The following is a 13,262-nucleotide window of genomic DNA, read 5'->3' as shown; positions in this document are numbered from 1 at the left end:
GCTCCGGCCCGCCGCTCAATTTTTTCCGACCTGAAAGGCCGCGTCCGAGACGCTGACACAGGTCACTTGCCAACCGAACTCTTGGCCGGTTTGACAGTAGCCCTCGCCCTCGTCCCCGAAGCGGTGGCGTTTGCTTTCGTGGCAGGCGTCCACCCCCTTGTCGGCCTCTATGCCGCTTTCATCGTCGGCCTGATCACAGCGGTCTTCGGCGGGCGTCCCGGTATGATATCGGGCGCAACTGGCGCGCTTGCCGTCGTCATGGTCTCACTCGTTGCAACCCACGGTGTTGAATACCTTTTTGCCACCGTCGTCCTCATGGGCCTCATCCAGATCGCTGTCGGTGTGCTGAAGTGGGGCAAGTTCATCCGCCTCGTTCCTCACCCGGTCATGCTCGGGTTCGTCAATGGCCTTGCCATTGTGATTTTCCTTGCCCAGCTCACGCAGTTTCAGGTCCCCGGAACCGCCGAAGTCGGCGCCCACGGCATGAGCGGCGGCGAATGGATGTCAGGCTGGCCGCTCACATTGATGCTGATCCTTGTTGTCGCCACGATGGGTATCATCTGGGTCATGCCCAAGATCACCACGAAATTCCCTGCCCCTCTTGCAGGCATCGCAATCGTCGCTCTTATCGTGATCGTTTTCGGCCTGGACGTGCCTCGCGTCGGCGATCTCGCCTCGATCGAGGGTGGCCTCCCGATGTTCCATCTCCCAATGGTCCCTCTTACTTTCGAGACCTTCGAAATAATCCTCCCATACGCTCTGATCCTCTCAGCTATTGGCCTTATCGAAAGCCTTCTGACGCTGAACCTCGTCGGTGAAATCACCGGCAAACGCGGAGGAGCCAGCCGCGAATGCATCGCTCAGGGCGCCGCCAATACCGTCACTGGTTTCTTCGGCGGCATGGGCGGCTGCGCGATGATCGGCCAGTCGATGATCAACGTGAAATCGGGTGGTCGCACGCGCATTTCCGGAATCTCTGCCGCGCTGTTTCTGTTGCTCTTTATCGTTGTCGCGGCACCACTCATCGAACAGATACCGCTCGCGGCACTGGTCGGCGTGATGTTCATGGTCGTCATCGGCACATTTGCGTGGAACTCGTTCAACATCATGCGCCGCGTTCCCCTGTCGGACTCCGCCGTCATCGTCCTCGTGACGGTCGTCACCGTGATGTATGACCTCGCCACTGCCGTCGTCGTCGGCGTCATCGTCTCCGCGCTCACCTACGCCTGGAACAACGCCACACGTATCCACGCCAAGCGCTACGACACCCCAGAAGGTGCGCGCGTCTACCAAATCCAAGGCCCGCTCTTCTTCGGCTCTTCCGAAGGCTTTACGGAACTGTTCGAGCCCGCAAACGATCCTTCCTCCGTTATAGTCGACTTCGCCGACAGCCGCGTGGTCGACCAATCCGCTCTCACGGCAATCGAAGCCGTCGCCGAGAAATACGAAGCCGCTGGCAAAACGCTTCAACTGCGCCACCTCAGCCACGACTGCCACCAACTTTTGTCCAAGGCCGGTCAACTTATCGTCGATAGCGACGACGACCCCGAATACGAGATTGCCACAGACTATTCAGTCCGCACCGGCATCCTCGCCGGCGGCCACTAGTCAGGCTAACGTCACGCCTTCCGCGGCCATTCCATTCCTGGCCGCGGCAAGCGACCCATCAAGATCAATCGCGCGACACAGACTCTCGACCACAGTGACGCGAAACCCAAGTTTCGCCGCATCTACAGCCGAGAAATTTACACAAAAATCAGTTGCCAAGCCAACCAGCGTGACGGCGTCAACCCCACGACTTCTCAGATAACCTTCCAGCCCGGTCGGTGTGGTGTGATCGTTCTCGAAGAACGCGGAGTAACTGTCGATCTCGCGGCGAAAGCCCTTTCGAATAATCATATCCGCGCCGCGCGTATCCAGATCGGAATGAAACGCGGCACCTTGCGATCCGATAATGCAGTGATCCGGCCACAAAACTTGCGGACCATAAGGCATATCGATCATCGAATACGGTTCCGCACCTGCATGCTGCGACGCAAAACTCGAATGATCACCGGGATGCCAATCCTGTGTGAACACGCGCACCGCGAATTCCGGTATCAGGGCATTGATCGGCGCCACGATCTCATCACCACCCTCGACCGCAAGAGCGCCGCCCGGGCAGAAGTCGTTTTGAACATCAATGACCAGGATGGCTTGATTTGCTGGGCGCATGTTTGATCTCCTCGATTTGCAACCTGCCTAGAAACCATTGCAGAACACGTCAACCATCACCCTTGAGCCCGACGACCATTTGTCATACCGGATATTGCCATGTTCATTGTTGCCGCACTCTACAAATTTACGCCCTTCCCTGACCCCATGGCCCTTAAGGGGCCACTGGCCAGAACTTGCTGCGCCCATGGCGTCAGAGGAACGCTCCTGCTCGCCCGCGAAGGCATAAATGGCACCGTCGCCGGGTCACGCGAAGGTATCGATGCGGTGATTGCCCACATCCGATCCCTTCCCGGTTGTGCTGACATCGAATGGAAAGAAAGTACCGCCGAATCCATGCCCTTCCCACGGATGAAAGTGCGCTTGAAACAAGAGATCGTCACGATGGGCCAACCCGATGTCGATCCTACCGCCAGTGTTGGAACCTATGTCGAGGCGCAGGACTGGAATGATCTGATCTCGGGCGAAGACGTTGTCGTCATCGATACGCGGAACGATTACGAAGTAGCTATAGGTACATTTGAGAACGCCGAAGATCCGCTCACCAAAACCTTCGGTGAGTTTCCCGATTGGTGGGCCAGAAATGCAGGCCGCTTCGACAACAAGAAGGTCGCAATGTTCTGCACGGGTGGCATCCGTTGCGAGAAGGCATCCAATTATCTCCTGGGCCAAGGCGTGACCGAGGTCTTTCACCTGAAAGGTGGCATTCTGAAGTATCTCGAGAACGTGCCGAAGGAAAAAAGCCTTTGGCATGGCGAATGCTTTGTCTTTGACGGCCGCGTCTCGGTCAGCCACGGGCTGGAAGAAGGCAGTTACGACCTTTGCCATGCCTGCCGTATGCCGATCAGCGAAGCGGACAAATCACATCCCGATTTCGAGCAGGGGGTTTCTTGTCACCAGTGTATTACCTCAACCTCGGAAGACGACAAAGCGCGCTTTCGCGAGCGCCAGAAACAGATTGAACTGGCACGCGCCCGCGGCGAAACGCATTTCCGCGACGAAGGCTAAACGCCCACCGCTCGCCTCCCTGACATGGCATTAACCATTTCTGACTAGAGTCGAGCAATCGCCTTCACTCTTTTTCAAATACCATGTGGGGCGAGCAAGGCGAGTGGAGCAACGCCCCACTCGAAAGGTCAAAAATCGAGGTTCTCTACGTTAAGCGCGTTTTGCTGAATGAACTCCCGTCGCGGCTCTACGACGTCGCCCATCAGTTTAGTGAACAAATCGTCCGCCTCCGCCAGATCATCCACTTTCACCTGCAACAAGGTCCGCGCTTCTGGATCCAGCGTTGTCTCCCAAAGCTGCCCGGGATTCATTTCGCCCAAACCCTTGTAGCGTTGAAGGCTGAGGCCCTTTTCACCTTCCGCCAGGATCGTGTCCAGCAAACCCAGCGGACCATGGATCAGGCTGTCTTTGTCGCGGCGCACCAGCCTAGCCGGCTTTGCGTACACCTCTTTCAAGCTGTTCGTAAATGACCCCAAACGCCTGGCTTCACCCGAACGCAAGATCGGACCATCCAAGGTCCGAATTTCTTCAACACCACGCAAAATCCGAGCCAGTCGAATTCCGTGGTCCTGGGTAATCCGACCCTGCCAACCTCGCTCATATTCGACTGCAACCTGATCAAGCCGTTCGGCAACTGCGTCCGCTACGCCTTGCAAATCCGAATCCACCTGGCCAGGCACAAAAGCTCCGGCGATTGCGGCCTGTTCAAGAATGCTTTGAGGATAGTGTGTCGGAAAGGACTGCAGGACCCGGCGGACCTGCCGAGCTTCATCAACCACACGCGCCAGATCAGGCCCGACGATCTCTTCGCCCGTCCCAAGACGCAACATCGCACCATCGACGCCCATTTCAATCAGGTAATCGTCCAGTGCCGGCTGGTCCTTCAGGTAAACCTCGGACTTGCCACGGGCAACCTTGTAGAGCGGCGGTTGCGCAATATAAAGATACCCGCCTTCGATGATCTCGGGCATCTGTCTGAAAAAGAAGGTCAGAAGCAGCGTACGGATGTGCGCACCATCCACGTCCGCATCCGTCATAATGATGATCTTGTGATATCGCAATTTCGAGATGTCGAACTCGTCGCGTCCGATACCGGTCCCAAGCGCCGTAATCAGCGTCCCTATCTCCTGACTGCCAAGCATCCGATCAAAGCGCGCGCGCTCGACGTTCAGAATCTTGCCTCGAAGCGGCAAGACCGCCTGATTGGCCCGAGCACGTCCCTGCTTTGCGGATCCTCCGGCGCTGTCTCCCTCAACAAGGAACAATTCACGGAACTCAGGCCGCTTTTCCTGACAATCCGCCAGTTTCCCTGGAAGCGAAGCCACATCGAGCGCTGACTTTTTGCGGGTCATTTCGCGCGCCCTGCGCGCTGCTTCCCGGGCCAATGCCGCATCCACAACCTTGCCAATAATCATTTTTGCCGGGCCGGGGTTTTCCTCGAACCACTCGGCAAGCTTTTCGTTCATCAGACCCTCAACTGCGGGGCGCACCTCGGACGAAACCAATTTATCCTTTGTCTGCGATGAGAACTTCGGATCAGGGACTTTTACTGACAGGACACACGTCAATCCTTCGCGCGCGTCGTCACCGGTAAAGCTCACTTTTTCCTTTCGGGCGACACCGCTCGAACCGGCATATAGGTTCATCGTCCTGGTCAAAGCCCCGCGAAAGCCCGCCAAATGGGTTCCGCCATCGCGTTGAGGAATATTGTTCGTAAACGGCAAAACTGTCTCGTGGTAGCTATCGTTCCACCACATCGCAACTTCGACAGTAATTCCGTCTTTCTCGCCGCTGATGAAAATCGGCTCGTCAATCATCGCGCTCTTGTTGCGATCAAGATACCGAACGAACTCCCGCACGCCGCCGTCGTAATAAAACTCAGTCACCAGATGCTCGGCCGGCCGCTCATCGCGCAAGATGATCCGGACCCCCGAATTCAGAAACGCAAGTTCGCGCAACCGATTTTCCAGCGTCTTGAATTGATACTCCAAGTTGGAAAACGTCTTTGTAGACGCAAGAAACCGCACTTCAGTTCCCTTGCGCCCATTCGCGTCGCCAACGACGCGAAGATGCTCAACGGTATCGCCACCCTCAAACCGCGCGAAGTGCTCTTTGCCGTTCCGCCAAATGCGAAGCTCCAGCCACTCAGACAATGCATTCACGACGGAAACACCAACGCCGTGAAGACCGCCGGAAACCTTATAGGAGTTCTGGTCAAATTTGCCGCCAGCATGAAGCTGGGTCATGATGACTTCCGCTGCCGACACGCCCTCTTCGGCATGCAAATCAACCGGTATGCCGCGTCCATTATCGCTTACGGAAACGCTGTCGTCGTCGTGTATCACGACGGTGACCGCATCGGCATGACCGGCCAAAACCTCGTCAATTCCGTTGTCGACGACTTCATACACCATATGGTGCAGACCCGAACCATCGTCAGTATCCCCGATGTACATTCCGGGACGCTTTCGAACTGCTTCTAAGCCCTTGAGAACCTTGATCGAATCTGCGCCGTACTCTACCTGCGCCTCGGGGGTCTCCGCCATGCGGTTTTTCCTTGTTGTTTTCCCACATTTTATAGGCGTTTTGTGCCCAAGTGTCACGCCCGGACCACAATATTTAGTAGCCACAGGCCGCAAACGAACACCGCAGGCCCAAAGCCGAAAGCCTTATGTGAAAGGGATCACCAAACCGACCAAGACCAACAGCGCGCCGGATACAAGATTCAGCCGTTTGAGGGCCTTGGGCGAGGTCAACACCCGTCGCGCACGATCGATAAATCCTGCCAAGATCAGGTTACCGATCAAGGGCACCGCAAACGACAGGCCGCATATCACCGCAATGTCCGTACCTGTGAGCCGGGTCAAATCGAAGAACCCGGGCAGAACACCCATGTAGAACAAGACGGCCTTCGGGTTCCCGAGGATCACAGCCACACCCGCAAGAAAGCCGGCCCACATTCCCGGACGCGTCAGACGGCTGTCCTTTGCGATGGCGCTCCCTGCGCTACGGATCAACAGGTATCCCATCGTCAGAAAAGTCAGGCAAGCGACCCACTTCAGCACCAACATGAAGCCTTCGAAGATGGAAACGATCCAGGCCACGCCTAATATCGCGACTAAGGGCCAAATGACGTCCCCGACGACCACTCCCACGGCAAGCGGCCAAGCAGCCCTAAAGCCTCCGGACATTGCGCGGGCCAATAAGGCCACCCAAACCGGACCCGGTGTAAGAAACAGTATGAGCAACGCACCTGCATAAAGGGCCGCGTCAGAGAGCGAAATCGTCACTGGCGCACCTCAGAGCCTGCCTGCCCTTCCACGACTTTAAAAACCTGGGCGCGGTCGCCCAGATCAGTGAACAATTCGGCCCCCGTGCCCGTCATCCATGCCTGCGCTCCAAGTCCGCAAATTTCATCATAAAGCGCCCGCCTCCTTATGGAATCCAGATGTGCGGCAACTTCATCAAGCAGGATCAACGGAGCCGCTCCTGTGTCCTCTGCCAGGGACCTGGCGTTGGCAAGGACCAGCGAAATCAGCAACGCTTTCTGCTCGCCTGTAGAACACTGCTCCGCCGGCACGCCTTTCTGAGTGAACACTCCGCGCATGTCCACGCGATGCGGTCCAATGAGAGTACGTCCCGCTCTCAGGTCCGCCTGACGTCCTGACTCCAGGAGATCAGTCAGATGACCAGCACTCGTAAGCAATACCCCGTTTGGATGCTCAATCGAGAGGTCCGCAGCTGGGAACGCAGTCTCAGCACCCGTTTGTGCCTTCGCCAAACGTTCCAATGTCGCGTTGCGGTTTGACATGATTGCCGCGCCAGAGTCGCCCATTTGACGTTCAAGGACCTGATACCAATGAGCGTCACGCACCATATCTTTCAACAATCGATTACGCTCGCGCATCGCTTTGTCATAGGCCAAGACCGCCTCTGCGTGCTCAGGCATGAAGCTCATCGTCATTCGATCCAGAAATCGACGGCGCCCTTCGGCTCCCTCCAGCCAGATCCGATCCATGGCCGGAACAAGCCATACAATCCGAACAATGCGTCCGAGCGCTATTTGCGGGCGAGACTTGCCATCAACACGCACAGTTCTTGCCTGCCCTGGCTCGGCCGTGGTCTCCAGTTCATGGGCGCGCCCGCTTACATCAATGTCGGCTTTGATTTTCCAGCCGAGGCTCTCGGGCCGACGGCCAAATTCCTCGACACCCGCTCGCCTCAAACCACGCCCCGGCGAAAGCAGCGAAACAGCCTCCAGAATATTGGTTTTCCCAGCTCCATTCGCGCCGTGGAATACGACAGGACGGCTATCAAGCTTGAGCCGGGTCAACCTGTGCGAGCGAAAATGCGACAGCGACAGCGATTTCACAAAGCAAGCGCACATTACTTCGCTCTCTTGCTCAGCAGAGAATGTCCTGCTTGGGGCATTCGCCGAATTGGTGCGTGTCTAGACACGCATCGGCATCACGACGTAAACAGCGGTTTCATCGTTACCTTCCCGCATCAGCGTTGGATCACCCGACGAATTGAAAAGAAAAACCGCATTCTCGCGATCAACCTGGCTTGCAATTTCAAGCAGGTATTTCGCGTTGAAACCGATCTCAAGCGCATCGTCACCGTAAGCAACCGCCAGCTCTTCCTCGGCTGCCCCGCTGTCGGGCGCGTTAACCGACAATACCAGTCGATCCTCGTCAAGTGACAGCTTCACGGCACGCGACCGCTCAGACGACACCGTCGCTACGCGGTCGACTGCTTTGGCGAACTCGGCAGCATCCACTTCCAGACGCCTCGTGTTTCCGGATGGAATAACGCGTGTGTAATCGGGGAATGTTCCGTCGATCACCTTTGAAGTCAAAGTGATTCCCGGCGCCGCAAAACGTATCTTCGTCTCACTCACAGAAACCGCGATTTCCGCGTCATCATCGTCCAGCAACTTGCGCAATTCGCCAACGGTCTTCCGCGGCACAATCACCCCCGGCAGCCCTTCGGCGCCCGCCGGCATATCGGCATCTATTCGTGCAAGCCTGTGGCCATCCGTTGCCACGCAGCGCAAAACCTGTCCGCCGTTGGCGTCGGCGATGTGCATGTAGACACCGTTGAGATAGTACCGCGTTTCCTCCGTCGAAATCGCAAACTTCGACTTGTCGAACAAGCGCCGCAGAACCGGCGCCGAGCAGACGAAATTTGCCTCGTATTCTGACGTTGCCATGACCGGGAAATCCTCCCGAGGAAGCGTAGCCAGTGAGAAGTTCGAGCGACCTGCCTCAACCGTCATCCGACCAGACGCACCATCGTCGGTCAGCGTCACCAGCGAACCATCCGGCAATTTGCGCACGATCTCATGAAGCGTCACCGCGTTAACAGTGGTCGCGCCAGCGCGCTCAACCTTTGCCGGGGCTTCATCGACTACCTCGATATCAAGGTCGGTCGCGCGAAAACTGGCCTGATCGCCCTCTGCTTCGATAAGCACATTCGCCAGGATCGGGATTGTATTGCGCCGCTCGACGACCGATTGGGCCTGACCGACAGCTTTCAGCAAAGCGCTGCGCTCGATCGAAAGTTTCATGTCCACGCTCCCCAAAGATGCCGGACGGTTAACCTATCGGTTTTTCCGGCCTACGCAATGGAATTTACGAGACTTTCTTGCCTTGTCGCGCAAGGGTCAAGGCAAACATCTACTTCTTTTTCGAAGAAATATCTTAGGGGAGCTGCCCCGCGGGCGGCGGGAACAGCGTGCCCTTCGCGATCAGGCTTCAAGCGATCTGCGCAAAAGCTCCAAGTCATCCGCTATTTGGCTATCCTGTTGCTTCAGCTCTTCAATCTTGCGAACGCCATGCATGATCGTGGTGTGATCGCGTCCACCAAACCTACGACCGATTTCTGGCAAGGACCTGCTCGTCATCGTCTTTGCAAGATACATGGCCACCTGACGGGGGCGTGCAAAGGTGCGCACCCGCTTTGGTCCTATCAAATCACTCAGGCGGATGTTGTAATGATCGCTTACTTTGCGCTGAATCTCTTCAACCGTGATCTTCCGATCCGAGTGCCGCAAGATGTCGGAGAGGCAATCCTGCGCCAACTCCAGAGTCACCTCACGCCCGACCAACGACCCAAAGGCGAAGAGGCGCATCATCGCGCCTTCAAGCACGCGGACATTTGTTGAAATGCGGTGAGCCAGGAATTCGAGCACGCCGTCAGCAATTTCAAGATTTGGGAACTGTTCGGAATACTTTTCGACTTTTTGCTGAAGTATCCCAAGGCGCAATTCGTAGTTTGTCGGATGCAAATCGACGACCAGACCAGACTGTAGGCGGCTGACGATACGATCCTCGATTCCTGTGATCTCCGTGGGCGCACGATCCGAGGACACGATAATCTGCTTTCCCTGATCTACCAGAGCGTTGAAAGTATGAAAGAATTCTTCCTGCGTCGCATCCTTCCCGGCAATGAACTGGACGTCATCAATCATCAAGACGTCCACAGATCGGAAGAGCTGCTTGAACGCGATCATGTCCTTATCGCGAAGCGCTTGCACGAAGCGATACATAAACTGTTCGGCAGACAGATATACGATACGCAACCCTTTTTCACGTCGCTGAAGCTCCCACGCAATCGAGTGCATCAGGTGAGTCTTGCCCAGACCCACCCCGCCATAAAGAAACAATGGATTGAAAGTAACAGGGCCACCTTCCGCAACACGGCGCGCGGCTGCATGGGCAAGTTCATTCGGCTTGCCCACGACAAAGCTGTCAAAGGTAAAACGTGCATCCAGAGGCGCGCCGGGCAGATCGCGACTGTCGTTTACTTCGGGCAAAGCAGGCTTGGTCACAGCTTTCGGCTTCGTCGCAAGCGGGCGCTGGGGAACCGAAAAAGCCACCCGTGAAACGCTCTCGCCAGCGTTCGACAGTTCTCGAAGAATTTGCTCGCCGAAATTGCGGGAAACCCAGTTCCCCATGAATTGGGTCGGAACCAAAAACGTCGCAACACCATCTTCAAGTTCGAAGAATTCGAGAGGTTCAATCCAGTTGCTATAGTTATTCTTGCCGACGGACTTCAGCAGTTCGTTGCGGATGTTACCCCAAGTTTCTTCTGTCATTTTTTACGACCCGTGGTGCTCGCGTTTCTTTTAAGACTGGCGCCAAGCCAGCCCCCGGGCCTTCCATCCATTGTGGCCGCCCCGGTGTCCCTGTGGATCCAGATCGCCCTCAAAGCCTTCAGCTACGTTCAGACATTGCGCCTGCACTTCAACTCGCTTGAAATGCTCGGCGATTGTCGTGGCAGCCCGAAAGGAACGCGCACCGGACCGACAAATGAACAGAAGCATGTTCGGAGTATTATCCCCGATTGCTTCCATCACCTCAGCCACGAACTGCGGGTTAGCAGACATGTTCGGAAAGCTGGCCCATTCGACGAATACCGCCGATTGACCGACTTCCGAAAGATCAGGAACGCCGACAAATCCCCATTCGGCGCGAGTTCTGACGTCAATCAGCATAGCAGAGGAATTCTCCTCCAAAATCCGCCATGCCTCGCCAGGAGATACCTCTCCGACGGGTGGACCAGATGCCCCGCTCATTGACCATGTCCCCCCAAGGACGATGTGAATCGCATGAGCAAATTAGGCTGCTGTTGAGGGCTCCCGCAATAGACCTTTGCGCTTGACTCATTTATTGCCAAAGCGAATCTCGGGCCGGTGACAAAAATGTCCAGGAGAGATTCTTATCAGGTCAATCAGTTAACAGAAAACGCGCCCAAAATGGACGCGTTAAAAAAATTTTTGCAGGGGTTCAGCTAAGGGCTTTGACCCGTGAAGAAAGTCGCGACATTTTCCGTGCTGCTGTATTTTTGTGGTAAACGCCTTTAGTGACGCCACGCATCAACTCGGGCTGTGCAACACGAAGAGCGGCGGTCGCCGCATCCTTGTCGCCGGACGCAATTGCTTCTTCAACTTTGCGGAGGTGTGTGCGGATGCGCGAACGACGCGCTTTATTCACAGCAAAACGGCGCTCATTCTGACGTGCGCGTTTTTTGGACTGGGGCGAATTCGCCATGGTGATTTCCCTTTCGTCGGGCCTGAAACAAAATATCTGCGCAAGAGCCCAACTCCGGGTTTTCACCAACCGGATTCTTCTGGCCGAAGCGGGCCTCACGCGCATGTGGAACGGCATTTAGGGGATTCGTACCGCAAAGGGAAGTCCCCTCGCTCGAAAAAGCGCTACTTATCGCGGAACTGCGCTTCACGCTTTTCTTTGAACGCAGTCATGCCTTCGGTCTGATCCTCAGTCGCGAACAGGGAATGGAACGCGCGCCGTTCAAAAAGCAAACCTTCACGCAGTGTCGTCTCGTAACTTCTATTGACCGCTTCTTTCACGACCATGGTCGCAAGCGCCGATTTTTCGGCTATCTTTCGCGCTGCTGCCTGCGCTTCTTCCATAAGCTTCTTTACGGGGACGACGCGACTGACCAGTCCCGAACGCTCTGCTTCTTCTGCGTCCATGAAACGGCCCGTCAGGTGCATTTCCATGGCTTTTGATTTGCCAACAAAGCGCGTCAGACGCTGCGAGCCTCCCAAACCTGCGACAACCCCCAGATTGATCTCGGGCTGTCCGAATTTTGCAGTTTCCGAGGCAAGGATGAAGTCGCACATCATCGCCAACTCGCAGCCACCGCCCAAAGCATACCCTGAAACGGCTGCGATGATCGGCTTACGGCATCGCATGATCGCCTCGGCGTCCGCTGCAAGATAGTCAGTCGAGAAAACATCAACGAAGTTCAGGTCGGCCATTTCGGTAATGTCAGCGCCGGCGGCAAACGACTTCTCAGAACCGGTAAGAATTGTGCATCTGACCCTGGCATCCGCTTCAAGTTCAGCAACAGCCTGTGCAAGCTCGGAAAGAAGCTCAGCGTTCAACGCATTCAGCGCGTCCGGCCGGTTGAGGCGAACGGTTGCGATTTGATCTTCGACTTCAACGATTATCGTATTGTAAGCCATGGAACCCCGCTGTGGCCACTTCAGACGTTCAAAAGGCTTAACACTCAATTTCTTGGGATCAAGCTATCTTTGGCAATGCCCGCAGTAGTAGGTCGACCGCCCGGACTGCACGATTCGCAGAATTTTCCCGCCGCAGTCAGGCGTTCGACAGGGTTCGCCCTCCCGATCATATGCGCGGAAAGTGTGCTGAAAATAACCAAGCTCCCCATCGGTTTGCCTGTAGTCGCGAAGCGATGACCCGCCGGCAGAGATCGCCTCGTTCAAGACATCGCGAATGATCGGGACAAGACGGGCAATACCTGCGCGAGAAACATTTCCGGCCTTCCGACGAGGCGAAATCCCCGCCCGATTGAGCGCCTCGCAAACATATATGTTTCCAAGGCCCGCTACGATTTTCTGATCAAGAAGGGCAGTCTTCATCGGCATACTGCGTCCGCGCAGACGGTCCTGAAGATAGGACTCACTAAACGCGTTCCCAAGTGGCTCGGGGCCGATATCTTTCAGCAGCCAGTGGGATTCCAGATTTGAGGTTGCAATCAAATCCATCGCCCCAAAGCGCCGAGCGTCATTGAAAACGACCCGCGAACCGCTTTGCATTTCGAATATCACATGGTCATGCTTTTCCGGCGCAGGTTGGGCGTGATGAAAGGAACCCAAGGGTGCTTCGGAAATTAGAATGCGTCCTGACATCCCCAGATGAATAATCAGTGACTCCTCGCTGGATAGATCCAAGATGATGTATTTGGAGCGTCGGCGAAGCGCCGAAACCCGCTTGCCTGACAAGCGTTCAGACATCCTCTCGGGGAAAGGCCAGCGCAAATCCGGTCTGCGCACGTCCGCATGTCGGATCACCTGCCCTTCCATGACGGGCAGCAAACCATTTCTGACCGTTTCAACTTCAGGCAACTCCGGCATAAAGCCCGACCGTCTTTCTGTTCAGGATCGGCAACGAATAGGCCGATGGATTAAGGACTTTTCGCCAAAGACGAAGCAAAGGACAACCAGATACCGAGAGAACTTTTACATACAGAGCGGCCACACAGTG

The 13,262-nt window shown here is 55.9% G+C and carries 12 protein-coding genes; 2 read left to right on the top strand and 10 right to left on the bottom strand.

The genetic code is table 11. The annotated features are described in order from the left end of the window. The first annotated feature begins 18 nt into the window (after positions 1-18). A complete protein-coding gene (locus BOA8489_RS05935; RefSeq protein ID WP_245813708.1) occupies positions 19-1,608 on the top strand; it encodes a SulP family inorganic anion transporter in 1,590 nt (529 codons plus the stop codon). Here BOA8489_RS05935 and pncA read toward each other — a convergent pair whose 3' ends face one another. After that, positions 1,609-2,214, bottom strand: coding sequence for a bifunctional nicotinamidase/pyrazinamidase (gene pncA, locus BOA8489_RS05930; protein ID WP_093973099.1), 606 nt, complete (start codon positions 2,212-2,214; stop codon positions 1,609-1,611). It lies immediately after the preceding gene. A 99-nt stretch (positions 2,215-2,313) separates the two neighbouring features. Here pncA and trhO point away from each other — a divergent pair, with 99 nt between their 5' ends. Continuing rightward, on the top strand, positions 2,314-3,222 hold the full coding sequence (gene trhO / locus BOA8489_RS05925; RefSeq protein WP_093973098.1) for an oxygen-dependent tRNA uridine(34) hydroxylase TrhO: 909 nt from the start codon (positions 2,314-2,316) through the stop codon (positions 3,220-3,222). A gap of 128 nt (positions 3,223-3,350) precedes the next feature. On the opposite strand, the gene gyrB is transcribed toward trhO, so the two are convergent. The 9 genes from gyrB to mutM all read right to left on the bottom strand — a co-directional run bounded on the left by gyrB (position 3,351) and on the right by mutM (position 13,132). Beyond that, positions 3,351-5,768 (bottom strand): DNA topoisomerase (ATP-hydrolyzing) subunit B, encoded by a 2,418-nt coding sequence (gene gyrB / locus BOA8489_RS05920; RefSeq protein WP_093973097.1) that lies wholly within the window; start codon positions 5,766-5,768, stop codon positions 3,351-3,353. Between the two features lie 123 nt (positions 5,769-5,891). Continuing rightward, positions 5,892-6,512 carry a LysE family translocator gene (locus BOA8489_RS05915; protein WP_093973096.1) on the bottom strand — a complete coding sequence of 207 codons (621 nt, stop codon included), beginning with the start codon at positions 6,510-6,512 and terminating at the stop codon, positions 5,892-5,894. After that, the gene (gene recF, locus BOA8489_RS05910; protein ID WP_093973095.1) at positions 6,509-7,609 is read right to left on the bottom strand and encodes a DNA replication/repair protein RecF; all 1,101 of its coding nucleotides are present in this window, start codon (positions 7,607-7,609) and stop codon (positions 6,509-6,511) included. The genes BOA8489_RS05915 and recF overlap by 4 nt, the downstream gene beginning before the upstream one ends. Positions 7,610-7,672: 63 nt before the next feature. Continuing rightward, entirely contained in the window at positions 7,673-8,791 is a 1,119-nt protein-coding gene (dnaN, locus tag BOA8489_RS05905) for a DNA polymerase III subunit beta (protein WP_093973094.1), read from the bottom strand. 180 nt (positions 8,792-8,971) lie between these two features. Next, a complete protein-coding gene (gene dnaA / locus BOA8489_RS05900; protein ID WP_093973093.1) occupies positions 8,972-10,321 on the bottom strand; it encodes a chromosomal replication initiator protein DnaA in 1,350 nt (449 codons plus the stop codon). A 30-nt stretch (positions 10,322-10,351) separates the two neighbouring features. Further along, positions 10,352-10,801: a rhodanese-like domain-containing protein gene (locus BOA8489_RS05895; RefSeq protein ID WP_093973092.1), complete on the bottom strand. Its 450-nt coding sequence runs from the start codon at positions 10,799-10,801 to the stop codon at positions 10,352-10,354. Between the two features lie 211 nt (positions 10,802-11,012). Further along, positions 11,013-11,276, bottom strand: coding sequence for a 30S ribosomal protein S20 (rpsT, locus tag BOA8489_RS05890; protein ID WP_093973091.1), 264 nt, complete (start codon positions 11,274-11,276; stop codon positions 11,013-11,015). 164 nt (positions 11,277-11,440) lie between these two features. Further along, positions 11,441-12,217 carry an enoyl-CoA hydratase gene (locus BOA8489_RS05885; protein WP_093973090.1) on the bottom strand — a complete coding sequence of 259 codons (777 nt, stop codon included), beginning with the start codon at positions 12,215-12,217 and terminating at the stop codon, positions 11,441-11,443. A 63-nt stretch (positions 12,218-12,280) separates the two neighbouring features. Continuing rightward, on the bottom strand, positions 12,281-13,132 hold the full coding sequence (gene mutM, locus BOA8489_RS05880; RefSeq protein WP_093973089.1) for a bifunctional DNA-formamidopyrimidine glycosylase/DNA-(apurinic or apyrimidinic site) lyase: 852 nt from the start codon (positions 13,130-13,132) through the stop codon (positions 12,281-12,283). Positions 13,133-13,262 lie beyond the last annotated feature (130 nt).

The sequence above is a fragment of the Boseongicola aestuarii genome (genome assembly GCF_900184815.1).
GTDB classification, from domain to species: Bacteria; Pseudomonadota; Alphaproteobacteria; order Rhodobacterales; family Rhodobacteraceae; genus Boseongicola; species Boseongicola aestuarii.
Note: the sequence above shows the minus strand (reverse complement) of the source record. Positions and strands in the feature narration are given on the sequence as shown.